The 25,645-nt window shown below is 42.3% G+C and carries 21 protein-coding genes, 1 tRNA gene, 1 pseudogene and 1 other annotated feature; of the genes and pseudogenes, 18 read left to right on the top strand and 5 right to left on the bottom strand.

The window, feature by feature from the left end:
* The first annotated feature begins 401 nt into the window (after positions 1-401).
* From QUD05_RS32395 to QUD05_RS32370, 6 genes are all read left to right on the top strand, one after another.
* Complete coding sequence (locus QUD05_RS32395) at positions 402-1,190, top strand: GDSL-type esterase/lipase family protein (protein WP_289799621.1); 789 nt, start codon at positions 402-404, stop codon at positions 1,188-1,190.
* Between the two features lie 193 nt (positions 1,191-1,383).
* Positions 1,384-1,818: a hypothetical protein gene (locus QUD05_RS32390; protein WP_289799620.1), complete on the top strand. Its 435-nt coding sequence runs from the start codon at positions 1,384-1,386 to the stop codon at positions 1,816-1,818.
* A gap of 565 nt (positions 1,819-2,383) precedes the next feature.
* Positions 2,384-3,670 carry a cation:proton antiporter gene (locus tag QUD05_RS32385; RefSeq protein ID WP_289799619.1) on the top strand — a complete coding sequence of 429 codons (1,287 nt, stop codon included), beginning with the start codon at positions 2,384-2,386 and terminating at the stop codon, positions 3,668-3,670.
* 320 nt (positions 3,671-3,990) lie between these two features.
* The gene (locus QUD05_RS32380; protein ID WP_289799618.1) at positions 3,991-6,180 is read left to right on the top strand and encodes a cation:proton antiporter; all 2,190 of its coding nucleotides are present in this window, start codon (positions 3,991-3,993) and stop codon (positions 6,178-6,180) included.
* A 4-nt stretch (positions 6,181-6,184) separates the two neighbouring features.
* Positions 6,185-6,667: a hypothetical protein gene (locus tag QUD05_RS32375; RefSeq protein WP_289799617.1), complete on the top strand. Its 483-nt coding sequence runs from the start codon at positions 6,185-6,187 to the stop codon at positions 6,665-6,667.
* Between the two features lie 107 nt (positions 6,668-6,774).
* Complete coding sequence (locus tag QUD05_RS32370; RefSeq protein ID WP_289799616.1) at positions 6,775-7,605, top strand: AMIN domain-containing protein; 831 nt, start codon at positions 6,775-6,777, stop codon at positions 7,603-7,605.
* A 330-nt stretch (positions 7,606-7,935) separates the two neighbouring features.
* Here QUD05_RS32370 and QUD05_RS32365 read toward each other — a convergent pair whose 3' ends face one another.
* Positions 7,936-9,855 (bottom strand): thiamine pyrophosphate-binding protein, encoded by a 1,920-nt coding sequence (locus tag QUD05_RS32365; RefSeq protein WP_289799615.1) that lies wholly within the window; start codon positions 9,853-9,855, stop codon positions 7,936-7,938.
* Between the two features lie 445 nt (positions 9,856-10,300).
* Between QUD05_RS32365 and QUD05_RS32360 the strand changes: the two genes are divergently transcribed.
* The gene (locus QUD05_RS32360; protein ID WP_289799614.1) at positions 10,301-11,065 is read left to right on the top strand and encodes a DeoR/GlpR family DNA-binding transcription regulator; all 765 of its coding nucleotides are present in this window, start codon (positions 10,301-10,303) and stop codon (positions 11,063-11,065) included.
* Positions 11,066-11,176: 111 nt separating this feature from the next.
* Here QUD05_RS32360 and QUD05_RS32355 read toward each other — a convergent pair whose 3' ends face one another.
* A complete protein-coding gene (locus QUD05_RS32355) occupies positions 11,177-11,716 on the bottom strand; it encodes a DUF3172 domain-containing protein (RefSeq protein WP_289799613.1) in 540 nt (179 codons plus the stop codon).
* 356 nt (positions 11,717-12,072) lie between these two features.
* Between QUD05_RS32355 and QUD05_RS32350 the strand changes: the two genes are divergently transcribed.
* Together QUD05_RS32350 and QUD05_RS32345 are read left to right on the top strand one after the other, a co-directional pair.
* The gene (locus tag QUD05_RS32350; protein ID WP_289799612.1) at positions 12,073-12,900 is read left to right on the top strand and encodes an ABC transporter permease; all 828 of its coding nucleotides are present in this window, start codon (positions 12,073-12,075) and stop codon (positions 12,898-12,900) included.
* A gap of 346 nt (positions 12,901-13,246) precedes the next feature.
* Positions 13,247-13,906 carry a hypothetical protein gene (locus tag QUD05_RS32345; protein ID WP_289799611.1) on the top strand — a complete coding sequence of 220 codons (660 nt, stop codon included), beginning with the start codon at positions 13,247-13,249 and terminating at the stop codon, positions 13,904-13,906.
* A gap of 122 nt (positions 13,907-14,028) precedes the next feature.
* Here QUD05_RS32345 and QUD05_RS32340 read toward each other — a convergent pair.
* Together QUD05_RS32340 and QUD05_RS32335 are read right to left on the bottom strand one after the other, a co-directional pair.
* A pseudogene (locus QUD05_RS32340) lies at positions 14,029-15,088 on the bottom strand (glycosyltransferase family 4 protein).
* A gap of 659 nt (positions 15,089-15,747) precedes the next feature.
* A complete protein-coding gene (locus tag QUD05_RS32335) occupies positions 15,748-16,806 on the bottom strand; it encodes a glycosyltransferase family 2 protein (RefSeq protein WP_289799610.1) in 1,059 nt (352 codons plus the stop codon).
* Between the two features lie 153 nt (positions 16,807-16,959).
* Here QUD05_RS32335 and rplS point away from each other — a divergent pair, with 153 nt between their 5' ends.
* The 8 genes from rplS to rplL all read left to right on the top strand — a co-directional run bounded on the left by rplS (position 16,960) and on the right by rplL (position 21,289).
* Positions 16,960-17,322, top strand: coding sequence for a 50S ribosomal protein L19 (rplS, locus tag QUD05_RS32330; RefSeq protein WP_094348921.1), 363 nt, complete (start codon positions 16,960-16,962; stop codon positions 17,320-17,322).
* A 153-nt stretch (positions 17,323-17,475) separates the two neighbouring features.
* Positions 17,476-17,548: transfer RNA gene (locus tag QUD05_RS32325), tRNA-Trp, on the top strand.
* A 198-nt stretch (positions 17,549-17,746) separates the two neighbouring features.
* The gene (gene secE / locus QUD05_RS32320; protein WP_099102704.1) at positions 17,747-17,968 is read left to right on the top strand and encodes a preprotein translocase subunit SecE; all 222 of its coding nucleotides are present in this window, start codon (positions 17,747-17,749) and stop codon (positions 17,966-17,968) included.
* Positions 17,968-18,618 (top strand): transcription termination/antitermination protein NusG, encoded by a 651-nt coding sequence (nusG, locus tag QUD05_RS32315; protein ID WP_094348919.1) that lies wholly within the window; start codon positions 17,968-17,970, stop codon positions 18,616-18,618. Before secE ends, nusG begins: the two co-directional genes overlap by 1 nt.
* A gap of 6 nt (positions 18,619-18,624) precedes the next feature.
* Complete coding sequence (rplK, locus tag QUD05_RS32310) at positions 18,625-19,050, top strand: 50S ribosomal protein L11 (protein WP_099102703.1); 426 nt, start codon at positions 18,625-18,627, stop codon at positions 19,048-19,050.
* A gap of 123 nt (positions 19,051-19,173) precedes the next feature.
* A complete protein-coding gene (gene rplA, locus QUD05_RS32305) occupies positions 19,174-19,887 on the top strand; it encodes a 50S ribosomal protein L1 (RefSeq protein ID WP_289799609.1) in 714 nt (237 codons plus the stop codon).
* 70 nt (positions 19,888-19,957) lie between these two features.
* Positions 19,958-20,125, top strand: a sequence feature (ribosomal protein L10 leader region).
* Between the two features lie 63 nt (positions 20,126-20,188).
* On the top strand, positions 20,189-20,803 hold the full coding sequence (rplJ, locus tag QUD05_RS32300; protein WP_289799608.1) for a 50S ribosomal protein L10: 615 nt from the start codon (positions 20,189-20,191) through the stop codon (positions 20,801-20,803).
* Between the two features lie 93 nt (positions 20,804-20,896).
* Positions 20,897-21,289: a 50S ribosomal protein L7/L12 gene (gene rplL, locus QUD05_RS32295; RefSeq protein ID WP_289799607.1), complete on the top strand. Its 393-nt coding sequence runs from the start codon at positions 20,897-20,899 to the stop codon at positions 21,287-21,289.
* A 273-nt stretch (positions 21,290-21,562) separates the two neighbouring features.
* Here the strand turns inward: rplL and QUD05_RS32290 are convergent, their stop codons facing one another.
* Entirely contained in the window at positions 21,563-23,326 is a 1,764-nt protein-coding gene (locus tag QUD05_RS32290; RefSeq protein WP_289799606.1) for a Rieske (2Fe-2S) protein, read from the bottom strand.
* A gap of 481 nt (positions 23,327-23,807) precedes the next feature.
* Between QUD05_RS32290 and QUD05_RS32285 the strand changes: the two genes are divergently transcribed.
* On the top strand, positions 23,808-25,448 hold the full coding sequence (locus QUD05_RS32285; protein WP_289799605.1) for a purple acid phosphatase family protein: 1,641 nt from the start codon (positions 23,808-23,810) through the stop codon (positions 25,446-25,448).
* The last annotated feature ends 197 nt before the right edge of the window (positions 25,449-25,645 follow it).

Raw genomic sequence — 25,645 nt, 5'->3', positions numbered from 1 at the left:
GGTACAAAGCTTGTTTTACTTCTGTTAGCGCAGCGGGGTAGCCCATTCTGAATTCTGACTCCTGAATTCTGCTGTATATCATGCCCGTGGAATTGCCCAGCAGAATTCCCGACATCTCAAAAATCAAATTTTCGCCCATTTTAATNNNTGACACAAAGGCGAAAATTCTGAGGGAATCTCGCTCTTTTCTCTTCTTCAGCGTCCTCAAAGGCTCTGCGGTNNNATTTTCATGCTGATTGTTAAAGTACGGTAGCCCATCGTACAGAGGATCAACTGCGGCAATATTAACCTTAAAACTATATCAACAAGTAAAAACTCCATCGATGCTTGAACACTAAAGATAGCCATCTATGGTATAGAAATGTATAGAATCTTGTAAAGATATAAAATATAGTTGTTAAATGCACACATTTCTCGCTTCTTCCTCAATGCAGCTGTCTGTACCACCAAATCACTTTCAGCCTATGAAGATTGTCGCACTGGGGGACAGCTTAATTTATGGATTCGGCGACCCAGAAAAAGGAGGCTGGATTGAGCAACTACGGCGATGGTGGATGTTGCCGGATAGTGTAGGTCATATTCTTTATAATTTAGGGGTAAGAGGCGATCGCACGCAACAAGTAGCACAAAGGCTAGAAGTTGAATTTCGCCACCGGGGTGAACTGCGAAATCGTGTTCCTGATTTGATTATTTTATCCGTAGGCGTAAATGACTCAGCCCGGTTGGCGCGTCCCGATGGTAAAAGTTACACAGATTTTACATTGTTTGAAAAGGAAATTGCGTCTCTGCTAGATTTAGCACAGCAACTCTGTCCTGTGTTATTCGTGGGCATGGTGCCAGTGGATGAAGCCAAAATGCCATTTTTAGATTGTTTTTACTATAATCATGCCGACCAGTACCGCTACAAAGAAGCAACTCGAATTGCTTGCAGCAAAAGGCAGATTCCCTATTTGGATATTTTTGAGCAATGGATGGAACGCGGTGAAAGTTGGCGACTCAAACGCTTGAGTGAAGATGGACTCCATCCCAATACACTAGGTTATCAAGCTTTGTTAGAAGATGTAATCAATTGGGATGCCATACCTTCTCTACGTTCGCGCAGCGTGTCGCAGACAGACGCCACGCGAACAATGGACTTTGCCAATGCAGCTTACCATTCCAAATTTGATTATCACCTTAAACCATCCTAAATAATATAGATGTGTTGGTGCTTTGGGGATAGCCGATATTCTCGTATTTGCCATCCTCGCAAAAAGCACCACAATCTTCCTAAATTTTTAATGAAGCGAGTCAAAATCTATCTATAAAAACTCTAATTTCCCTATATTATTCATAACTCCTAACTCCTAACTCCTAACTCCTAACTCCTAACTCAGCACTCCTATGACACCAACTTTATTTGGTCGCTGGCAAACTCGATTATTATTACTGGCAACTATCGGCGTACTTGTATCTTTGCCATTTGGCATGGGTTGGATTGGCCCTGGTGCTAATTCGGTTTATTTTTGGATACTTGCTTATGTCGCCATCTTTGGCTTAGGTTGGGATGTACTTTATGACTATCTACAAAAATCCCGTTGGGATAGAGATTGGCCCGCAGCTTATCAACTCTTAGCTGGTATATGGGAATTGGTGTTTGTGTTCTGTGGAGTCAAACTATTTGGCTTCTTGCCAATACCTTTACCGAAAGAAGAATTGTCACCAGGAGCTTTTTTATTGCACTATAGCATCGTGTGGCTAGCAGTTTTTATTAGTTCCCAAAGCTTGATGCGAATTATCTTCCTTCGTTGGCGTTTTCGGGGTGGGGAGTGGTTGTAAAATTTAAAATTCTCAGAAACTAGTTTAATTAAAAATAATAGCAATTTTCAGGTAATTCAACTGTAGGTTAGGGACGCACAAATGTACGTCTTTAGAGTATGTCTGAGAAGTATCAAATATTTATAGATCCCCCCTAACCCCCCTTAAAAAAGGGGGGAATAAGAGTCTTAAAGTCCCCCTTTTTAAGGGGGATTTAGGGGGATCTCCAAGGGTTAGATGTATATAAAAGAACTTTTCAGACATCCTCTTATAGTCGATTGTGCCTCAAATAGATGAAAAAGGTTATAAATCGCAAATTAACAAATCATAAAAAATCATATATGGCGGTTTTAGTTTGGATGCAATATGTTGTATTGACGTACAGTTGTGTGCGTTCTTAAGAATAAGATGACTTTGGAAACAAAGCAACGCATTGCCTGTTGTATCTCATCAAGTTACAAACAGCTATCTTATGTTTACAAAATTGGCATTTGTGCTGATGTAGTAGTCATATATGAGTAAAACAGGACAAACTTTAGAGTCTGGAGAGATTCTTCAATGCAGAGACGTAAATTAAGGAAGTGCAATGTCAAATTTTGATCTGGTTATTCAGCTATTTCTGCAACTCACAGTTATTTTAGCAACTTGTCGCATTGTCACGATTATAGGACGCCGCTATCTTGGTCAAACCGATGTTGTTTGCGAAATGATCGCAGGTGTAATGCTAGGCCCATCACTTCTAGGATTGATTGCACCAGATTTTCAGCAATGGCTATTTCCTAAGCTTCCCATCATTACTGCTGTCGGACTCAAGATACCCAATCCATCGATGTCGATTTTATATGCTATCAGCCAGATTGGGTTGGCAATTTATATGTTTTTGATTGGTTTAGAGTTTAACACCAAACTCTTAAAACATCATATCAAAAGTGCAAGTTTGTTATCTGCGGCTGGAATTATCACTCCCTTTATTTTAGGAGCGATCGCATCTTTTTGGTTTTATCACAATGGCGATTTTTTTCAACCAAAAGTTATGCCTTGGTCAGCTGCTTTGTATCTGGGTGCATCAATGACAATTACGGCTTTTCCGATGTTAGCTCGTATTCTTTACGAACGCGGTCTTGCACAAACTCGCTTCGGTACTTTGGCTTTAGGTGCAGCATCAGTAGATGATGCAGTTGCTTGGTGTTTATTGGCGATTGTGCTGGCTAGCGTGAAAAATTCTTTAAGCATTGCCATATTAGCAATTGGTGGTGGCATTTGCTATGTGCTATTTGCGATTTTTCTCGGTCAACCTCTACTGAAAGCGTTCACACGCATGACAAAACGCGAAGGTGTGAACAGACAAACCCTGACTTTAATGTTGATAATTTTGATGTTTTGTGCATGGTTTACCGATGTTACAGGTATCTATGCAATATTCGGGGCTTTTGTGTTGGGAGCAGTGACACCACGGGGAGAATTCGCTCAACAAATTCGCCAATATACGGAATTTTTAACTACTTCTTTTTTGTTACCGATCTTTTTTGTCTTCTCTGGATTAAACACTCAAATTGGATTGGTAAACACACCTATTTTGTGGGGAGTGACGCTATTAATTATTGCGATCGCAATTCTCGGTAAAGGTGTTGCTTGTATGTTGGCTGCAAAATTAGCGGGGGAAAATTGGCGCGAATCTGCAACTATTGGCGCTCTGATGAATGCTCGTGGTTTGATGGAGTTAATCATCCTCAATATTGGTCTGGAACAAGGTATAATTACCCCAACTTTATTCACTATAATGGTTATTATGGCAGTCATTACTACTCTGATGGCATCACCACTGATTGCCTTTTTATTGCACGGTACAAGCTATGAGAAATCTTCTACTTAAGCAAGTTAAATATAAAATTAATTACCTAGTAATTGGGTAAAATTCTCTGTTTTGACTTTGGCTATAGCAATCCTAAATAAGTTATGAACAAAAAGATCCCCGACTTCTTCAAGAAGTCGGGGATCTGAGCCTCTCGGTTATTTAAGATGTAGCTCCTAAAATCATCAAAATTTATGTTTCACGACTGCAACTGCATCGTAACAATAATTCATATAACAACGAAGCACAAATTACTCTTGGTTGTATTTAACAAGCTTGACATTTTCTAGTCTTTTAAAGAATTATCTTAGGGAAACCAGATAGTTAATTTTGAGGAAACCATGCACATAGTTATTCTCGTTCTGGTTGAGGTGCTGATTGTTATTGGACTTTCACGGGTAGTAGGTCTAGCATTTCGTTCTATTAAGCAACCGCTAGTAATTGGTGAGATTGTCGCCGGAATTATGCTCGGCCCATCTTTATTTGGTTTAGTTGCTCCCCATCTAGCAGTTACCTTGTTTCCACCAGAAACTTTTCCTTTTCTGAATGTTTTGTCTCAGGTGGGACTAATATTTTTCATGTTTCTGATTGGGTTAGAACTAAATCCCAAATACCTCGGCGGCCAATTAGAAGTAGCAATTTTAACTTCTCATGTCAGCATTTTGGTGCCGTTTTCTCTAGGAACATTGCTAGCGGTGATACTTTATCCCCTAGTTTCTAATGCAAGTGTATCATTCACCGCCTTTGCTTTATTTTTAGGGGCGGCGATGTCGATTACTGCCTTTCCTGTGTTGGCGCGAATCATTACTGAAAACAATTTACAAGGAACGCGTTTAGGAACGTTGGCGTTAACTTGTGCAGCAGTGGATGATGTGACAGCTTGGTGTCTCTTGGCAGTTGCGATCGCAGTTGCGCGAACTGGTGACTTTGCTGGTGCTGTACCGACAATTATCGCCAGTATAGTTTACATCGGCTTGATGTTGACCGCAGGTCGTTGGTTCCTGCAACGCCTTGCCAAACACTACCTCCGTGCGGGACGACTCAGCCAATTACTGCTAGCTGGGATTTATATGGCAGTAGTTGCGTCAGCGCTAATCACTGAATTAATTGGGATTCACTTAATTTTTGGAGCATTTTTGCTGGGAGCAGCCATGCCCAAAAATGAAGATTTAGTCCGAGAATTGGCAATAAAAACGGAAGATTTTGTCCTAATATTCTTGCTACCTATATTTTTTGCCTACAGTGGCTTACGAACGCAGATTGGCTTGCTCAACCGTCCCGAATTGTGGCTTTTATGTGGGTTGGTTTTAGCTGTGGCGATCGCAGGTAAGTATGTTGGTACTTATGTAGCAGCGCGTGTCAGTGGCGTTAGTAAACGCGAAGCCTCAGCACTCGGTTGGTTAATGAATACGCGCGGTTTAACCGAACTGATAGTGCTAAACATTGGTTTAGAGTTAGGAGTAATTTCTCCCTTAATATTTACCATGCTGGTAATTATGGCATTGGTAACTACCTTCATGACCTCGCCACTGCTGGAATGGACATATCCGAAGAGACTGATCAGGTTAGATGTGGTGGAACCGGAGTTAGAAGCACAAACGGCTACCAGCGCTACTGATGCCGAAACTTTTATTCGTCCCTACCGAATTTTGGTGCCAGTGGCGAATCCGAGTACCCAAAAAGGCTTGGTACAGTTAGCAGCAAACATTGCCCTCAACTCCCGATATCCCGCCGTTGTTAACCCTCTGAGCCTCATTGAATTTGAAGAAGATTATGCCTTTGAAAGTACGCCAGTTGAAGCAGACCGATTAATTGCCCAGCGCCGCCAGCAGCTAGAAGAATTGATTAATACTCTCGAACCAGTAGAAACACGCTCTCATGTGCATCCCATTATTCGCATATCTAGTAATGTTGCACGGGAAACTGCACAGATTGCCGCACTCAAACAAGTTGATTTAATTCTTGTGGGATGGCATCGCCCAGCTTTTAGTAGCAACCGCTTAGGTGGAAGAGTTGGTCAAATGCTCACTACTGCGCCAGTCGATGTTGCAGTGTTTGTGGATAGGGGAAGTGAGCAATTAGAAAGCTTGTTAGTGCCTTATTCGGCAAATATTCATGATGATTTGGCATTAACACTAGCTCTGAGACTGCTAATTAACCGTGAAACTTCTATATTACAGGTTTTGCAGGTTGTACCCGAAAATCACCTCAAAGATGAATTGAGTTACGAGTTAAATACGATGATGGAGCAATTACCCAGTAGTGTACGCGATCGCATCGAAATCAAAATTGTCCAAGCTCCAGATCCAATCCAAGCTGTAGTCGAAGCCTCAAAAAATGTAGACCTAACAATTGCAGGTACTAGCCGCACTTGGGGTATCGAGCGTCAAACATTAGGAAGATATACAGATCAACTAGCCATTGAATGTTCTTCTTCCCTGCTGATTGCTCGCCGTTACAGTCAAGTCACCGCTCATCTGGCTTCTATGCTTCCTGATGTTAGCAGTCAAGAGCCAACACTGAGGAGTTGAGAATATGAATCATTTCAACTTGAAATCTTTGGCTTTTTACGGAGTAGCAATAACTTCAGTGCTACTGTTGTTTAAAACTGTCAGTGTTTACGGAGAAAACAATCTCAAGGCTCCTTTGCCAGTTAACGGTCGCTATCGTCTAACCCTAGCGGAGAATTTGCCTAACTGTGAAAAATCGGATACTCTGACGTTAAACATTGAGCAGTCAGGTATTTACTTAAATGCCTCTGTATTATCGGCAAACGCTAACGCCGACACTGACGAAAAGCACTCTCTGGCAGGCATCTTCAGAAATCAACAATTAAATTTATCTGGAAAAGTTGGTAAATCAATCTTTTGTAATATTCCTCGCCCCCAAAATGATCCTCTAACCTCAGTCACAATTCAAATGCAACTTGTGGATAAAGGTAACATGACAGGTCAATTAACCGTAAATGGTATTCCACAAACTCTGAAATTTACTGCTGTGCCTCAAAAAGCTAATTGAATTGGGGGATTGGTAGAGACGCGATTCATCGCGTCTACAGGATTGGAAGCGCGAAGTAAACAGCAATGTAAGTGCATTGTATGGGTTTTATGGAGCAAATAAACAGAATGGATCAGGGACTAAAGACTAAGCAATTTCATCAATGGGGCAAGCAGTTATTTAGCATCAGTATATTAAGTTTTTATGCAGCGATCGCCCTCGAAACTTTCACTACTGCTGCTACACCAGGGGCAAAGCTAAATAATTGGCGTTTTTCTCCCAAGACACAGCAACTCGAAATCACTCTCTCAGCAGCCACAACCCCTCGTTATTTCTATTTAGCTCAACCCTCTCGTTTGGTTGTAGATTTACCGAATACTAAGTTGGGCAAAGTTACCACGCAACAAAATTATTCTGGAGCAATCAAAAGCATTCGCATTTCTCAACTCAACGCAAACGATACACGTATTGTCTTAGATTTAGCAGCAGGGGCTGTTTTTAATCCCAAAAAGGTACAACTGCAACCCGTTTCCCGAAAAAATTCCACTCGCTGGGTATTACGTCCGGTTATTTCTGGTAAAACTACAGCCGTAAAGTCAGGAAGTTCCCCTCCTTCAGCCAAAAAACAACCTCAAACGCTCCAAAAGCCGCCTAATAACCTACCGGTAACTACTAACCCACAATCCCCCTTACTCACAGTTCCGCCTCCATCCAATGAACTGCCCTCAACAATTACTACTAACTCAGGGCAGCCTTTTGTGACTGTGCCTCCTTTAACTCCAAATACATCCTCTCAACAACCTGCTTTGAGTCTTCCCCCTCCTTCTTTCCCAAATCAACCCGGCAATTTAAATAACATTCCTCCTTTCGGGATGTCGGAATTTCCAGTTCCAACAATCCCCAATGATCCCGAACCCCAGGTAATCGAGTTTGGTCAACCTCTACCCAAAACTAAATAAAAATTGAGAATTGAGCATGGAGAAGAGGCAGGGAAGCAGAGAGGCAGAGGGGCAGAGGGGCAGAGAGGAAAAATTTACTGCCACTTCTCCCCTGCTCCCCTGCTCTTTCAAGGGCAGGCTTTTAGGCTTTCGATAAATAGTTGAGAATGTTCTCAATTATTGAACGTAGTTTTAAGTTCTCAGACAATGGTTTTGGTTTTAAAATCCCAAAAATTTGTCTAATCAAAAAAAACCTGCCCCAGAAAGGCTCCCCTGCTCCCCTGCTCCTCGAGTCACTGAGCGTAGCCGAAGTGCTGCCCCCCTGCTATGCGCTATGCCCTAATAAATGAATTACCTTTTTCCAACTAACTCCTTCACCTTGTTGATGATGCTAGCTGGATCAATACCTTGATATGGGTACTGTTCCCACAAACCGCCGCAACCTTCTTTATGAGTTCCGAGATGGGCATATTTGGGAGTCAACCCCCGCTCTAGTAGCCAAGAACCAAAACGACTACCTAAGCCTGTCCGACGGTTGAAGGCTTCTACTACAAGCACAAAAGGAGCGTTACCAACTTTGGTAATTATTTCTTCATCAATGGTGTTTAAAGTTGCTTTGTTAATCAAACCAACATCCAACCCTTCTTGCTTCAGACGTTCTACAGCATCTAGAGAACGGTAGAGAGCATCACCAAAACTGATGATGTAGCCTTGCGTCCCTTCTCTTATAACTTCATCTTTACCGGGAACAAATTTGTAACCATTTCCAAAGAAGTCATTACCATTGCTGTCTTTAATATTGGGCACTTTGGAACGGGTTGAGAAAATAAACCGCAGTCCAGGCTCAAAGAATATGGCTTCTACACAAGCTGTCATTTGATTAATATCTGCTGGGAAGTACAACTGTGTTTGGTAGCCATCATCCAAGCCATTGTCGGCAAACATATTGTTCAAACCGAAGTGGCAGGTATTATCTGCCATATCATCTATACCCGCATGGGAAAAGTGACACAGAACATTGGAATAGTTCAGCCGTGCCATTGTAATTTCTGAGATACACATTTCTAAGAAGGCGCTGAAAGTCGCAAAAATACCTTGCTTACCTTTCTCCATCCCGAATCCAGCCGCAGCAGAGAAATTGCTCCGTTCCATGATGCCGGAAGGAATAAATATTTCTGGGTATGTATCGTGAATTTTCTTCAAACCGCAGGAGCCTTCTAAGTCACTATCAATGACCTTGACTTTTTCTTTACGCTCCGCCTCACTCATGCGACTGAGGACACCCACCACGGCTTCACCAAATACATTGCGGTTAGCGCCCCATTTGTCACTGGAACCCAGAAATGTATATGTTTGCTTGGGTTTCTCAATACTTTTAAGGTATTCGACAGCCGCAGTTTGTCCACGAGATTCTAGATATTTAAGTGCTAAATCTACAGAAATGACATCATGACCATGAGTGGAACCTTCTAAACCTTCAATACCAGGACACATCGGGCGTTTATTGATAATAGCGATCGCTCCGGGAGTATTCACGGCTTCACAAATGCGATGGTATAAATCGTCTAAGTCTTCTCCGTCTCCTTGAAGTACTTTTAAACCGTGACCTTCTAAGGTTTTGGCGACAGTGAAACCAGGTAAATATTTAGAAGGATGTCCAGCGATCGTTACATCATTATCATCAATTATCAGCTTGACGTTGAGATGTTGAGCAACCGCCAAGCGAGCAGCTTCAGCATCGTTTCCTTCTTGCTGCGATCCATCAGAACCGAGACAGAAAACAGCCTTGCCTGGATTCGCCATTGCCACACCATTGATGTAAGGCCAAACATAGCTCAGGCGGCCAGAACTAAATTTTACACCAGGAGTTAGCCCTAATTCGGGGTGTCCTGGTAAATGGGAATGTGCTTGGCGATAACGTAAAAGTTGCTCGGCAGGTAAGTCACCATGCAACGTTGCCATTAAATATTGGGTGGCGACTCGATGTCCTGCTTCATCAAAGAAAATCGGCACAAATTGCTCCGATGCCCCTCGAAAAAAGGCATCGAGGATCATTACCTCTGGCACTGTATCATAAGGCCCACCAGTATGGCCACCCACCCCGCTAGCAGCGCCAGTCGCCGTAAAAAAGACGATCGCATCCCGGCAGAGTTGAATATTCGCTTTTAGAGCCTCTCGCTGTTGAGCGGTAAGGCTGGAATTTGCTGGATTAAGCGCTAAAAATTGGTAAGCACCGAGATCGATTGGAAATTGGGTATTAATAATAGTCATGGTTTATTGATTGAATAAAAAACAATTTGAACAAGCAGAAGGCGCGATCGCACTAAAAAAACGTGAGTTCGACAAGTCTTATTTGACCTCTCCCCCAGCCCCTCTCCGACGCGGAGAGGGGAGCAAAAAGCTTAATTTTGCGTTTCTCCTCCCTTTCCGTTTCGGAGAGGGAGGCTGGGAGGGAGAGGTTCATCGAACTCACGTTAAAAAAAATTGTTAAAACCCCCATTGGGCAACAATTATCCAATCTCAAGCCAACCACTCGGAACCATTGTGGAAACGTGTGATTTCATCAAATGCCAAAATCAATAAATTCAATTGTGCATGAATGTGCTTGAATTCAATTGAAGTTACGGATTAACGTACAAAAACTTGCATATCAATAAGTATAAAATCACAAACACGCAATTTCAAGCCCAAAAACGCAATTTCAGGAAAATTAATTATGCTAACTGCTGAACGACGACAATTCATCTTAGAAATTCTGCGTCGTGATAAAAAGGTACTTTCGACAGAACTTAGTGCTGTTCTCAAAGTTTCTGAGGATACGATTCGCCGGGACTTGCGAGAACTGGCAGAAACGGGACTATTGCAACGCGTTCATGGGGGAGCGCTCCTCAAATCTCCAGCCACCGCTAGTTATGCCGATCGCCAAAAGCAAGCGCCAAAAGAAAAGGAAGCGATCGCTCGGACAGCAGCAAAATTAGTTTGTACGGGACAGGTGGTGATTTTAGACGGAGGTACAACAACTCTCCAAGTAAGCCGTCATTTGCCTCTAGATTTGCACGCAACAGTGATCACAAATAGTCCACCAATAGCAGTTGCTTTAGCAGAACATCCCTATATAGAAGTTGTGATGTTAGGTGGACAACTTTATAAAAAAGCCTTGGTGAATGTCGGAAGTGTCACAATTGAGACATTGCGGATGATTCGTGCAGATTTGTGCATGTTGGGAGTTTGCAGTTTACATCCAGAGGTTGGGATTAGTGTACCTAACCTAGACGAAGCCCACGTCAAACGAGCGATGATTGCTGGATCGGCTGAGGTAGTAGGATTAGTGACAGCAGAAAAATTAGACACCGCTGCTCCTTATCTAGTGGAGTCTATTCATGCCCTGACTTACCTAGTAACAGCACCCACGGTATCTAATAATATGCTGAGTGCCTACAAAGCTTTAGGTTTGACCATTATACGTGATGAGTACGAATGATCTGATTTTGAAGATGCGATCGCAGGGGAGCAGGGGAGCAAGGGAGAAGTGGCAGTAAGTTTTTCCCCTCTACCCCTCTGCTCCTCTGCCTCTCATACCCAATACCCAAATCTAAAATCTATCCGTTTCTTGAGGTGTTCCAACTGCTCCCGGTTGAGCGTTGAAGAAGTTTTGAGCAGCTTCATTCTGATATATACATCTAATATCAGGTTTGTCACTATCCAAGTTACCTGTAAAACCAAAAGTGTTCAGGCGATTTTTGCAATCTCTAACCTGATCGGATGTCACCAGTTTACGGTTCTCTAAAAGCGCCCAGTTATTTTGTCGGATCACACATCCAGGACGCATATTCGGCTGGGCAACATAAACATTAAAGGGGTTGAGAGTAACAAACAGTCTAGCGTCCATCACCATCGCACTAGCTCCATACTGCACACAAATTTCAGGGTTTGGTGCTTTGGTGTCAATGAAGTCACGGGAAGCCACATTTGATGAGGACAACGTGGCTGTAGAACTAAAAGCAATCCCAATCCCAATTCCCAAAATCAACACCCCTCCCATAATTGCGATGGTGGTGAAGTTAAATAGAGGGGATTGGAAAATAGAGGGTTTAGAAGTAGTAGCCGATCTACCAGTAGATTTACGTCTCATTGTTGCTTAATCACCTTCACGCCGATTTGGGAGGGAGTAGTCTAAAATTTTTTCTCCCTCTTTCAGTATGCCTATTCTTGACTGTAATTGCCTGTGATTTTCTCTGTGATATTCTTGTTCAATGAAAAGAATACTAGTTTGTCTAGATATTGGGACAAAATTTTCATACTTTTAATTGTTATCAGATATAGCTAATTTAGTTTTCACAATTGATCTAGTCAGAATGCTTAAAATATCTAACTTTTGTTGTTAATTTCCAATTTTTCGGATGAGATATTTTTGCTCCCCCTAGTAATTGATCTGTAAAACAATGTAAATTAAGATTTCATGAAATTTTAATAACTAATTGAAAGCAAGTGACATCTCAAAGAGCGCTACCTTCGGGCAAGAGGTTCAAAAATTCACAACTTCAAATCTTCCTGGCTGATAGTCTGACTATTTTTTGGGGAGATTGGCTAGATTTACGCGTGAGAATTCTACCAGTTGCTGCATCAGGTTTAATATCGCCACTCATATATATTTTAGCTTTTGGCTTGGGTTTGGGTAGTTCCATCAAACCAGGTTCGGGAATTAGTGGTAACTATGACAACTATTTGGAATTTATATTACCGGGAATGGTGGCGCTGTCGTCGATGACAGTTAGCTTTGCTGGAACGACATTTTCAATTTGTGGAGACAGACTATTTACCAAAACCTTTGAGGAATTGTTGTTAACTCCCATAAATCCTTTAGCGTTGTACATCGGTAAAATGCTGGTGGGAGTCGTGCGGGGTTTGATGACTTCCGGTTCCGTGATTTTGGTAGCGCTGCTGTTTAGTGGAAACTGGAATTTTCTCAACCCACTGTTTTTACTGTTAGTGGTGCTGAATTGTGCGGTATTTGCTGGATTAGGGGTGATTGTAGGGTTGAGTGTGCGATCGCTCGAATCAGTTGGACTCTACAATAACTTTATCATTATCCCCATGTCGTTTTTAGGAGCGACTTTTTTTGACCCTGCTACACTACCAGCGGCTCTCAAAGTTTTAGTTTACCTGCTGCCACTAACCTACGCCAGCATCGGACTGCGTGCAGTTGCTCATTTACCCTTGTCTCAGTTTCCTTGGTACAGCATACCGATTTTGTTGGCGATCGCGATCGCTCTTTCTCTCTGGGGTGGTTATAAATTTGCTCATCAACAAGATTAAAGCCTTGATTACAACTTGTGCTTTAACTGTTGAATTTTCTGTAAAACTTTTTCCCGATTAGCAGTCAGAGTAATTACTTATGACTCACATATTGTCTAATCTGTCAATGTATAAGTTATAATTTGGATTTTTTATAAAGATTGCGTGAAATTACTAGTTATCATGATAAAGCATTACAAGAATTGCTTTATAAATCAACCTATGAGTAGATATCAACTCAGTGAGCAAAAACACATTAACCACTATTTATCTAGCAGATAGATAGCAGTTTCAAAGTGAGTTTTTGCTGTTTGATTTAGACCATCCGGTATAGCATTCTGCGAATCAATATCCAAAGGACACAAATATGACTAGAATTGCCACAAAAATAGCCTTGTCTGTTCTCGGAGCAGCAGGAATTAGTTTTTTGTCTTCGACACCAGCAAGAGCCGTCATCTTTGTAGAACCCATTGTGACGACTAAAAATCAAGATGTACTCTACGCAAAAAAACCAAGAACCCTTACAGGATTTTTACCAGGGGAAGTAATAGAATATGGTGTCCCAGATGTAGCTAATAACTTTCTAAATGCTACCGGATACGATATAAAAAGCTTGGTCTTTGATTTAAAAACGCTGTCCTATAGTAATCCGAATTCTACTCCACCATTTGATCATGAAACAGTGGAGTGGGGAGATGTTAATGGAGATGGGAAGATTGGTAACTCTGCTAACCCCGATCTAAAGGATATTTTTACAGACATTACCATTGCTGGTAGTACTATCACTTTTAGTGGTGGCGTCATCCCAAACGGAAGCCTGTTTTACAATCCATTCGCTTCCCTGCCTAATCTAGCGCCAGGTGCTGGAATCATTCCACCAATTCCAGCAGACCAAGAAGATAAAGATGGGCCGATCAGAGTGGCTTCTTATTACACAGCATCTGTTCCTGAATCAGCTAATGTTTTGGGTGTACTAGTTTTTGGCGCTTTAGGCGTAGCTTTAAAATTAAAGCGATCGCTCTGTTAAAGGGAGTAGGGAGCAGGGAGATGAGGGGACAAAGGGACAAGGAGATAAACAAAACTCCTAACTCCTAACTCCTAACTCCTAACTCTTAACTCCTAACTCCTAACTCCTAACTCCTAACGCCCTCATTCTGTAATTAACTCACGATACACTGTCATTGTTTCCTGATGGACGCGGGCAACACTCAGCCTCTCTAGGTTTTTCTTTGCCCGCTGTTTCCACTCTTGCAGCATCTCGGCATTACTCAGTAGTTGCACTAAAACCTCAGCTAAAGCATGACTATCTTTTGCTGGCACTAAAAGACCTGCTCGCCCGTTGTCTAAAGCTTCAGGAATCCCGTCTACCTGAGTTCCGACGATCGCAGTTCCAGTTTCTCTCGCTTCCGAAAGTACCAAAGGGCAAGGGTCACGGTGGGAAGCCAGCACAAATATGTCACAAGATATTAGATAGCGTTGAGGTTCCGGTTGAAAGCCTTCAAAATGAATGCGTTCTTTTACAGAAGTTGCTTCTGCCTGTGCTTCAAATAGCTGTTTATCAGGGCCATTTCCTACCAAATAAAGATGGGCTTGGGGAAAATCTGAGGCAATTTGTTCAAAGGCAGCAATTAACTCAGCAATTCCCTTGCGTTGATACATCCCGGCTACAGTGGCGATCGCTGGATGCTGTAATGGTAAAGGTTGATAATCTTGTATATGTCGGGTGCGGGGACTACCTAAAGTGCCATTACATACTACCCGCAACTTATGTTCTGGAATACCACGCCTAATCATAGAATCACATACAGCTTTACTGACAGCAATTACTCTGTCAGCTAAACCCATTAGTAGGCTGGCACGCTGAAATTCGTTGTGGACTGTAGAAACTAAAGCATATTTGTTTCCTTTAAAAATACGTGCTAATATTACCCCCGTCATCATGTGGGCATGAACAATATCCGGCTGAAATTCAGCTCGCGATCGCTCGATAACGTATAGCTGCTTTAATCGTATTTAGCGGTTTTCTGCTTTGGTTCAAGTGGTAATGTTTGACACCACAAAGCTCTAGCAAAGCCTCGTATTCTCCACCAGCAGAAACAACCGCTACCTCATAACCAGATTTTGCCTGTAGACAAGCCAGATCCACAGCCACATTCACAATACCGTTACCTATTTCTTGAACGTGGTTCAAAATATGTATGATTCGCATAATCTTTGAGATGTATATAAAAAATAAAGATAAGTAACCGAGTATAAATCAACCAACATAATTATTGAGGTCTTCAGCGACAACTCAAAAGTAGTCAGTAGTGCGTAAAATTAACCACTTTCTACTGATTAAGAGCGCTTATTACCAGTTACTTAGCTTAAAGACTTATTCAGTAACGGCTCGATAAATCGGGGTAAAACTTCAAAATTCTGAAGACTGAATCTGTTATCTCAAATTTTATATTTCCCAATACTTAGTATCGAAACTCTAGTACAGCACACCAGCCAAAACACAGAATAAAAGCTTTTTTAAAATACTGCTTTATAACAACAGCATTGTGCTTGATGATAAAGAAAAAAATTAATGGTAACAAATAATTCATTATTACTGTTAATAATTGTGTGAAAGCCCAGTAATGATAAAGCTTCAGTCAGTTTTAGTTGAACTCATAACCTTAATTTGAGGTGAGAAAATGGCAACGTTACATCCTCCACACTTCTAATCAAATTCCACAATTCCCACCTCATATACAAATAACATGGTCTGATGGCAAAATATAATTTTTGCAATCGGGTACTTCTTTATTATTATTTTTACACCTTGGCGACTTTGGATAATTTCACTGCGACAAATTTCGTAGTTGGTAGTAACGTCCTCGTTTAGCGTTCAGAGTTTGACTGAGCGCTGACAGGCAAGTTCACCAGTGGCACAGAATCTAATTCTAAATTCTGAAGACTGGCGCTTTGATTTTGGGCATTTTGCCAGACATCATAGTAAAACTCAATCAATACAAGTTTACGAACCTGAGAATTGTTTCCCTGAGAGCGGCGTGATGAAATAGCATTTAGCAAAAATTTCCAAGACCGAGGAGAAAGTATTGATGGATCTATGATTGAAAGAAAACTTTTGAGATTTTTTTGTTTCAGTGCGACTAAAAGCCAATGGAGTTTCAGGTAATTTTTTATATCCTGAAAGACGGGAATCTTTGAGCGATGTTGCTCATTTACCAAGGCGTAAATTTTCTCCTTCATCAAAATATTTGTCGTCAACCGCCGAGACAAAGAAAACTTTTGATTATACGCACCCGGCCAGATAGTGCGGTAAGCAAGACACTGGTTGAAGAAAATAGCATCCCCAAACTGAGCAATCCGAATCCAGGAATCGATGTCATCACAGTTAGCATCGAGTGTGGAGTCCCAACCACCACTTTGCAGGAAAGCATCACGTCGACAAGCTACTTGTACAGGTGTGCCAAAGGGTACAAGCTCTAGAAGCATCCCGTAGTGAATATCGGCTTGGGGGATGTAAAAAGCTAAACCGGGGCCAACTTGAGGGGTGCGAGAGAGTTCAACTTCATTGCCATCCACCTGAGCCGCCACACAAGAGCAGATTACAGCATCGGGACGAAGTGCGATCGCCTTGGCCATCTCTTCTATGCAGTTAGGTGCTAAATAGTCGTCATCATCTAAAAACTTAATCCAGTCGCCGCTAGCTTTAGCAACTCCAGCATTTACCGTTGCTGCATGACCTTGGTTAATTTCGTTACGATGGTAAACAACCTTGTCCCCTAAGCTTTTGAGATAGGCTTGGGTGTCATCTGAAGAACAATCGTCAGCAACAACCACCTCGCACTCGATTGTTTGGTTACGAGCCGAATCAATTGCTCTTTTAAGCAAATTCAAGCGATTATATGTACTGATGACAATACTAAATTTCATAAATTTTTCCTTTGTAGTACGGCATTCTGCAATATAGCTTCGATCTTTAAGCTGTTGTATCAGTACAATTATCAATCCTAACAAGTAGACTGAAATAGGATTATCGATTTATCATTGATGATCGTGAGTTTTTTTTAAGCAGACAGAAAGACTATGAACGCTCAAGAGATTATCCGCTCCATTGAAGCGGAACAGATAAAATCGAATCTGCCCGACATTTATGTGGGCGACACTGTAAAAGTGGGAGTGAAAATCAAGGAAGGCGAAAAATACCGCGTGCAACCCTACGAGGGAGTTGTGATTGCCAAGCGCAATGGCGGCATCAACGAAACTATTACAGTTCGTAAGGTTTTTCAAGGCGTGGGCGTTGAGCGGGTATTTCTGTTGCATTCTCCCCGGATTGACAGCATTAAAGTGTTACGTCGCGGTAAGGTACGCCGTGCTAAACTCTATTATCTCCGCGATCGCGTAGGTAAGGCAACCCGAATCAAGCAACGGTTTGACCGCCCTTTGTGATTCGTCCTGCAATCATTATGGGAGAAATCTCAAGCTGCAAGCGGCATCTGCCGCTGACTTGTTTTCCCAACAAAATTAAAGTATGATATAAATCGCATATTGCGTTAAACTGAAATTTAGTTCAGCGCAATCACTGAATCAAAAACAGCTTGTGCGCTCTTAGTTCAGTTGGTAGAACGCAGGTCTCCAAAACCTGATGTCGGGGGTTCAAGTCCTCCAGGGCGCGCTCAAGAGCAAAAAACCAAAGCCCGAAATAATTACGCAACTGCTAACATAGCAGTTAGCGCTAATAATTTCGGGTAAACTTATTGTATTTGCAGTTGTTTTGCTTCCAGTACTTCCAGTAAGTGAAATAAAGTCGAAACTGCAAAACCTAGATGACAATTAAACAGGATCTAGTATAAGAAACGGGGGATAAACGGTCGTGGCCAAAAAAAGTGAAGCAGAATTGCCAGAAACCACAAATGGGTTTAGCTTTGGCAACTTCATACAGGGAACCAAAGAAGAACTTGAAAAAGTAGTTTGGCCCAGTCGGAAACAGATAGTGAGCGAATCCGCCGCTGTGTTGTTAATGGTGGCACTCTCCGCATCTTTGATATACTTGGTCGATGGATTGTTTGCTTGGGCAGCAAAACAGGTGTTCTAATGAGTTTTGCAACGGATGAACCACGCAACTCAATGTTGCAGTCAGAAGAAACAGCAGAAGCAGCAGAAGCAGCAGAAGCAGCGTCAAAAGAAGCACGCTGGTATGCAGTACAAGTAGCTTCAGGCTGTGAAAAGCGTGTAAAGACTAACTTAGAGCAACGCATTCAAACTTTTGATGTAGCTGACAAAATTATCCAGGTAGAAATTCCGCAGACGCCAGCGGTGAAAATCCGTAAAGATGGCAGTCGCCAGCATACAGAAGAAAAAGTTTTCCCTGGTTATGTGCTAGTGCGGATGATGATGGATGATGATACTTGGCAGGTGGTACGCAACACCTCTCATGTAATTAACTTTGTCGGTTCAGAACAAAAACGTGGTAGCAGCAAGGGTCGCGGTCATGTCAACCCCATACCACTGAGTTCTTCAGAAGTTGAACGTATATTCAAACAAACCAGCGAACAAGAAGCTGTTGTCAAAATTGACATGGCTACTGGTGATAAGATAATGGTGCTTTCTGGTCCATTTAAAGACTTTGAAGGCGAGGTGATTGAAGTCTCTCCAGAACGGAGTAAACTTAAAGCCTTGCTCTCAATTTTCGGCAGGGATACACCAGTAGAATTGGAATTTAATCAGGTAGAGAAACAGAGTTAAATACAAATGGCGAAGAAAGTAGTGGCGGTCATTAAACTGGCCCTGAATGCTGGAAAAGCCAACCCAGCACCGCCAGTTGGTCCCGCATTGGGTCAACATGGTGTCAACATCATGATGTTTTGTAAAGAGTACAACGCCAAAACAGCAGACCAAGCTGGAATGGTGATACCTGTAGAAATTTCGGTTTTTGAAGACCGGAGTTTTACATTCGTACTCAAAACCCCACCCGCATCAGTACTGATTCGGAAGGCGGCGAAAGTTGAAAAAGGCTCAAATGAACCCAACAAAAAGAAGGTTGGGTCAATAACCAAAGCACAATTGCAAGAGATAGCCCAAACCAAACTCCCCGACCTCAATGCCAATGATATCGAAGCGGCAATGAAGATTGTGGCAGGAACGGCTAAAAATATGGGTGTAACAGTCACAGACTAAGAAAGTTATGAGTTATGAGTTATGAGTTTTAAATTAGTAACTCCTCATTCCTAACTTCCTAATCTAAAATCCAAAATTTTATCGGGGGAGAGGCTAGGCTTCGGAATTACCCCAGGAGAAAAAATGCCAAAAATATCGCGTCGTTTGCAGGGTCTGCAAGCAAAAGTAGAAGATAAGGACTATCATCCCCTAGAGGCTTTAGCCCTTCTTAAAGACACAGCAACAGCTAAATTTACCGAAGCTGCGGAAGCGCATATCCGGTTGGGAATTGACCCCAAGTATACAGACCAACAGTTGCGGACAACGGTAGCACTACCCAAAGGTACAGGACAAATCGTCCGCGTGGCAGTGATTGCCAGAGGCGAAAAGGTAAACGAAGCCAGCAGCGCTGGTGCTGATTTAGTTGGGTCAGAAGAACTGATTGACGAAATCCAAAAAGGTAGAATGGATTTTGACAAGCTGATTGCCACACCCGATGTGATGCCACAGGTGGCAAAGCTGGGTAAGTTGCTTGGGCCGCGTGGTTTGATGCCGTCGCCCAAGGGTGGAACCGTAACATTTGACTTAGCAGGTGCGATCGCAGAATTCAAAGCAGGTAAATTAGAATTCCGGGCCGATCGAACTGGTATTGTCCATGTTATGTTTGGTAAGACAACCTTCTCGCCTGAAGATTTGTTAGTCAACCTGAAGGCATTGCAGGAGACGATTGACCGTAACCGTCCTTCAGGAGCTAAAGGTCGTTATTGGCGCACATTTTATGTGTCAGCCACTATGGGGCCATCAATTAAAGTTGATATCAGTGCCCTACGAGATTTGAAACTGAGCCAAGCAAGTTAATAAGAGTTATGAGTTATAAGTTAGAAGTTAAGAATAAAACTTCTAACTCCTAACTACTCACTCCTAACTTTAAATTAAATAGGCAAAGCCGGAGACAGCAGGTGCTAATAACTTAATATCCTGCCGAGGTTAAAACTCTAATTGTCAGAATTACCACCCATAAAGGTGTGATAACTATGGCATCACGAGTCTTACTACTCAACCCCGGCTAACTTAGCTGGGGTTTGTTGTTTGGGTTCAGGTTGAGAAGAAACACACAACTAGGGCACTTCCCCGATTGTTTTAAGGAGGTGAGATTGGAATGGGTAGAACACTAGAAAATAAAAAAGAAATAGTAGCTGACCTCAAAGAAACTTTGAGTGAGTCAACTCTGGCACTGGTAATAGAGTATCAGGGACTAACTGTTGCTGAAATTAGCGATTTACGGCGGCGGCTGCGTCCCACTGGTACTGTTTGTAAGGTTACGAAGAACACCCTAATGGGCATTGCCATTAAAGATGATGAAAAATGGCAACCTATGTCGGAATTGCTCAATGGTTCTTCCGCCTTTTTGCTGGTAAAAGAAGATTTTTCATCGGCAATTAAGGCATACCAAGAATTCCAAAAAGTCACCAAGAAGACAGAACTTCGCGGTGGTGTACTGGAAGGTCGCCTACTCAAAGAACCTGATGTCAAGGTACTAGGAGACTTGCCATCTAAGGAACAACTCATTGCACAAATTGCTGGGGCTATCAACGCTTTGGCTACCAAGATTGCTGTGGGTATCAACGAAGTTCCTGGTTCGCTGGCTCGCGCTTTGCAGGCTGTGGCCGACCAAGAGCAAAGTGGTGGTAGCACCGAAACCGTTGCTGTCCAAGATAGCAGCACCGAAAGCACTGCTGAAGGTGATAGTAGCACTGAAACTGCTGCTGAATAGACTTCGTGGTTCATCAGTCAAAAGTCAACAGTCTATAGTCAAAGACTAATGACCCATGACAAATAAATAATCAAAATTACAGGAGTTATATCAATGTCTGCTGCAACCGATCAAATTTTAGAACAACTAAAAACTCTTTCTTTGCTGGAAGCTTCTGAGTTAGTCAAGCAAATTGAAGAAGCTTTTGGTGTAAGTGCTGCTGCACCTGTTGGTGGCATGATGATGATGCCTGGTGCTGGTGGTGCTGCTCCTGCTGAAGAAGCTGTTGAGCAAACCGAGTTTGAAGTGATTCTCGAATCAGTTCCAGCTGATAAGAAGATTGCCGTGCTGAAGATTGTCCGGGAATTGATCGGTTTGGGTCTGAAAGAAGCTAAAGACTTGGTGGAAGCTGCACCCAAGGCAGTTAAAGAAGGTGTTGCTAAGGATGCCGCTGAAGATGCTAAGAAGCGGATCGAAGAAGCTGGCGGTAAGGTGACTGTTAAGTAGTCACAATTCTTTTACCACTTTTTTATTAAGGAGCCTAAGTTAGGCTCCTTTTTTTCTAGAACCGCAAAGTTTTCTGTTGCATATAAAAATACTATTAAGTAAGTAGGCGGGACTAATTAACATATAAGACATATGTAGGTTGGGTTGAGGCATGAAACCCAACATCTGCATGGGTTACGCTATCGCTAACCCATCCTAATACAGTTCAGAATGAGTAACAAAACCCTCATGTAGAGACGCGATTTATCCCGTCTTAAAAGTGTAATGCTTAGGTCACGATTCTTCAAATAAGCGAGCGCCCTGATGTAAACGTTCCGCAATTTGATAAGTTTGTCCTTGAGATCGCATTGTCGGAGAATGAGCGGCTAAATATCGAGATGCAGCCACTAGTATATGAATTCCAGCCGAAGTTTGACCGAGCAAAGAATACTGACGAAAAGCGGCTTCTATTTCTTGAATGACATGAAAATCACGGTTTTCTCGCAGCATCAATTTCCCCAGTTTTGCCATCAGTCTTTCAGCACTACCACCACTGTATAAATAATTAGCAACTAATTGCCCTGTCTGGTTTACTTGCTGCTGACGGTTTAATAAATCCGGTAGCTGCTGGAGTAATTGTTCGGGATTTTCCCCGATGTCTTTGGGTTCTGGCAGGCGTGCTGGTGGAACATTCAAAAAACGATTTAAATATACACTCATCGCCGCATCAAACACACCTCTGAGTAGTTCGACTGTTGGTACTCTTTGTAAAGCTTGATGTACGGCATTTGCAAACGTGAATGGATGGTGGGCTGAATTCCAATCTCCAAAGTCATTATTAGTGTGGAAACGAGCTACTCGTAATGCTGCTGTATAAGTAACTACGCCAGCTAATTGTTCTTCAGTACAACCTGCTTTCAGTGCATTCAATAGTGAGTCTGCGATCGCTTGTGGGTCTTCACCTAATAAAATTGGTATTAGTTCCTCTGGTTGTGACCAACTTCCTTGTTGAGATTTTCCCACACTTAATACAGTTGGTAATTGCTCAAAAGCCGCCTCTAATATTGCCACCAAATCTACAGGGTAGCGCCAGGAGTTGGATTCTTCCATCCGAGAAGCATTGGCTAAACCCGAAACTAGGCTAGCCAGAATTGATTCTGCTGCTTGCCAATTTATAGTATCAAGGGCTTCTAATGCTTTATTGATAAAATCAAGCGTATGCCCAATATCAAGATAGCGCCGATCCGTGGCAGCACAGAACAACATATCTGCTATTTGCTTTGAATTAGCTCCCGAACGAACAGCAGATACTAAACATCTTTGAGCCGCTTCCGCATCCCGTACTTGAATAAATTGGCGAAACCAGCTTTTGAGAGTCGCAAAATCTACTTTCGAGTTGGGTAATGGGTGAACGACAAACTCTGGTGGTGCCCCCGCACTATCATTAGCTACTGCCGATAGCCCGTGGAATAAAGCACGAGGTTTGTCTTCTACATCGAGATAAGGTAGTAGATTCATCATACAGGTGTGGATAGTCAAACCTTTACTCCAACCCGCTTTGTTATAACGAGTGCCAAATTCTAGCCCCATGAGAAATGGTTCTGTCGGGTTCACTCCTATATCTAAAAGTGCCAGCGTTGATTTTGCAATCACTAAAGAAATATTTTGCTCTAAACCGTCTTGCAGACGTTGGCGGTGGTGAGCATGAGGATTAACTGGTGGTGCTAAATTTACCCAAACTTCACCATCACGGATTTCTACCGGGAAACAAGGAACATCATCTGCCCACGAGTCAAAGGTTCCACCACTAGCAAGGTCAAAGCGGGCATAATGCCAAGGACAGGTAACAATACCATCTTTGCAAGTGCTTCCTTGTAAGGGAAAGCCCATGTGAGGACAACGGTTATCAATTGCGTAAACTGTATTATTTGAGTAAAACAAAGCAATCGTATGCTTTTCCTTATGGACTAACAAACTGCCTGCTGTCTGAACTTCTGCAAGTTGAGCAACACGGATATAATTGTCTGTTTTCGTCGCACCTTCAAATATTTGAGTCATTTAATTGCACATAGGTAAATGTCAAAACCCTTATTTCTACTCTGGCAAAGTTTTTCAAGTTTGAGCATTTATGCATTCTAATTTTTGTTAACTTATACCAATTCAAAAAATAAACATTTTTTGCGGGATGATTTTACTATTTTTGTGGGATGGGCAACATGAGCGTCCCTTATATTTCCGGGCGGACAGGATGCTCACCCCACAAGAATCATTAGACCTCTTGCAAAAGTAATTTTTGCAAGAGGCGGGAAAAGGGGAAAGGTTAAAGGGAAAAGGTTTTTATTGTTCCTTTCCCCTTTCCCCCTTACCCTTTTACCGACTTATGCAAGAAGTCTATTCCTTAATTCAGCAACGCCGCCTAAAATTTGGTGTATTACTCATGCTCAGACGCAAAAGCCGCCGTAAAATTTTCTCAGTAGTTATGCTTGTGGTTGTTATATGCTTTACTCTGGTAAGCGTGCGTTCATTTGGGCAAACAATTATGACATCAGCACCCCAACTACTCACCGACCCCTTTTTGCAATTGCCAACAGCAACTTCAGTGCAAGTAGTTTGGTTTACTGAATTTGCTGGTGTTAATCACACAGTAACCTACGGCGAAAATCTTAAACAAACTGCTAGGGCAAGTACTACCAAACTCAGTCGCACACGTGAAGACCAACAATCAAGAGTTGCAAACCAAACCCAAGACGGACAAGTTTATCAAAAACCCGTTCAGCGGGACATTTGGCGACATGAGGCTGAGGTAACTGGGTTAACTCCTGGTGTGCGGGTTAACTATCGTGTCACGAGTGTGCAAGAAGATGGCAAAAGTGTTGACAGTGATGTTTTCAGCCTTGCAGCTACTCCCAAATCAGATACACCACTAAAAATTCTACTGACCTCAGATCATCAATTAAAGCCGATGACAGCGGCAAATCTGCAAAAGGTGGTAGAAACAGTTGGACGAGTTGATGGCGTGTGGTTTGTAGGTGATTTGGTCAATGTTAGCGATCGCGCCTCAGAATGGTTTGATGATAATGTTGGTGGTGCTTTGTTTCCTGGCTTACAAGGTCGTGCTAAATATGAAATAACCCACGATGGTGTTAAAACAACCTACACTGGTGGACAAATAATTCAACACGCACCCATGTTTACTTGCATTGGCAATCATGAGGTGATGGGGCGCTTTGCCAGAACGGGAAGTTTAAATGATGAATTTGATGATACAATTCCTCGTGTCGTCGCTCAAAAAATTTATCCAGATAAATCTTTAATCGATAATTCTTTTAATACTAATACCTATGAAGAGATTTTCTCTTTACCAAAAAGTAAAGAGGGTGGAAAAAGGTATTATGCAGTTAGTTTTGGTGATACGCGTTTGGTAGTACTTTACATTACGAATATGTGGCGAACTCCCAAATTAGATGGAAAGTTTAAGGGTAGATATCGAGAAGCTGAAAAGGATTTAAATAATCCTGAAAATTGGGGTTATGGACAGGTGATTTATGAGCCAATTGCTAAAGGCAGCAAGCAATATAATTGGCTAGAGTCGGAACTTAACAGCCCTGAGTTTCAACAAGCAAAATACAAAGTTGTGATGTTCCACCATCCGCCCCATACTTTGGGTGATAATATAGTTCCTGCTTATACAGAACCAGTACAGATAATTAAACGCGATAGTGGCAATATCAAAGCAGTGCGTTACGAGTATCCCAAAGACGCAGATTATATCATTCGTGATGTTATTCCTTTATTAGATGCGGCTAATGTGCAATTGGTCTTCTATGGGCATTCCCATTTATGGAACCGCTTTGTTAGTTCCAGTGGAATGCACTTTTTGGAAACATCTAATGTAGGTAATACTTACGGTGCTGCTTGGGGTGATAGAAAGCGAGAAGTGCCAATTGGATATCAAGAGGATTATGTTAAGCTTGGCGATCCCAATGGGTTAGAACCGATAGTACCAACAATTGCCCCTTTGTTAGGTGAAGATGGAAAGCCGATACCTTATATTGCGAGTAATGATATTACGGTTTTTAGTATCTTTGATACTGGGACGGGTACGATAAGCAGTTATCGTTTTGATACTCGCAAGCCTGACTCGGAAGTCTTGAAGTTTGACGAATTTAAGTTGAAATAATGGGGTAATACATCTGTAATTGGTGTCAACTTAACGTAAAAGTCATCCTANNNCCAGCTTTTAAATTGTCTCGTTCCCAGTCTGCAACTGGGAATGCCGTCCTAGAGGCTCCGCCTCTCTTGCTGGCGGTTCTNGCCGCCAGGAGCAGCATTTCCAGCGCAAAGGCTGGCAACGAGGTTTTAAAGGGATTTGGGCTT

The organism is Nostoc sp. GT001, assembly GCF_030382115.1.
In the GTDB taxonomy this organism is placed as follows: Bacteria; Cyanobacteriota; Cyanobacteriia; order Cyanobacteriales; family Nostocaceae; genus Nostoc.
The sequence above is the reverse complement of the archived record's forward strand: the minus strand, read 5'-3'. Positions and strand labels throughout refer to the sequence as shown.

Bases quoted from the DNA above. Each gene is read 5' to 3' on its own strand.
- QUD05_RS32395 (WP_289799621.1), top strand. From the start codon at position 402: ATGCACACATTTCTCGCTTCTTCCTCAATGCAGCTGTCTGTACCACCA.
- QUD05_RS32375 (WP_289799617.1), top strand. From the start codon at position 6,185: ATGAATCATTTCAACTTGAAATCTTTGGCTTTTTACGGAGTAGCAATA.
- QUD05_RS32345 (WP_289799611.1), top strand. From the start codon at position 13,247: ATGACTAGAATTGCCACAAAAATAGCCTTGTCTGTTCTCGGAGCAGCA.
- QUD05_RS32370 (WP_289799616.1), top strand. From the start codon at position 6,775: ATGGATCAGGGACTAAAGACTAAGCAATTTCATCAATGGGGCAAGCAG.
- QUD05_RS32360 (WP_289799614.1), top strand. From the start codon at position 10,301: ATGCTAACTGCTGAACGACGACAATTCATCTTAGAAATTCTGCGTCGT.
- QUD05_RS32380 (WP_289799618.1), top strand. From the start codon at position 3,991: ATGCACATAGTTATTCTCGTTCTGGTTGAGGTGCTGATTGTTATTGGA.
- rplJ (WP_289799608.1), top strand. From the start codon at position 20,189: ATGGGTAGAACACTAGAAAATAAAAAAGAAATAGTAGCTGACCTCAAA.
- QUD05_RS32335 (WP_289799610.1), bottom strand. From the start codon at position 16,806: ATGAAATTTAGTATTGTCATCAGTACATATAATCGCTTGAATTTGCTT.
- QUD05_RS32385 (WP_289799619.1), top strand. From the start codon at position 2,384: ATGTCAAATTTTGATCTGGTTATTCAGCTATTTCTGCAACTCACAGTT.
- QUD05_RS32285 (WP_289799605.1), top strand. From the start codon at position 23,808: ATGACATCAGCACCCCAACTACTCACCGACCCCTTTTTGCAATTGCCA.
- nusG (WP_094348919.1), top strand. From the start codon at position 17,968: ATGAGTTTTGCAACGGATGAACCACGCAACTCAATGTTGCAGTCAGAA.
- QUD05_RS32355 (WP_289799613.1), bottom strand. From the start codon at position 11,716: ATGAGACGTAAATCTACTGGTAGATCGGCTACTACTTCTAAACCCTCT.
- rplS (WP_094348921.1), top strand. From the start codon at position 16,960: ATGAACGCTCAAGAGATTATCCGCTCCATTGAAGCGGAACAGATAAAA.
- QUD05_RS32365 (WP_289799615.1), bottom strand. From the start codon at position 9,855: ATGACTATTATTAATACCCAATTTCCAATCGATCTCGGTGCTTACCAA.
- rplA (WP_289799609.1), top strand. From the start codon at position 19,174: ATGCCAAAAATATCGCGTCGTTTGCAGGGTCTGCAAGCAAAAGTAGAA.
- rplL (WP_289799607.1), top strand. From the start codon at position 20,897: ATGTCTGCTGCAACCGATCAAATTTTAGAACAACTAAAAACTCTTTCT.
- QUD05_RS32290 (WP_289799606.1), bottom strand. From the start codon at position 23,326: ATGACTCAAATATTTGAAGGTGCGACGAAAACAGACAATTATATCCGT.
- rplK (WP_099102703.1), top strand. From the start codon at position 18,625: ATGGCGAAGAAAGTAGTGGCGGTCATTAAACTGGCCCTGAATGCTGGA.
- QUD05_RS32390 (WP_289799620.1), top strand. From the start codon at position 1,384: ATGACACCAACTTTATTTGGTCGCTGGCAAACTCGATTATTATTACTG.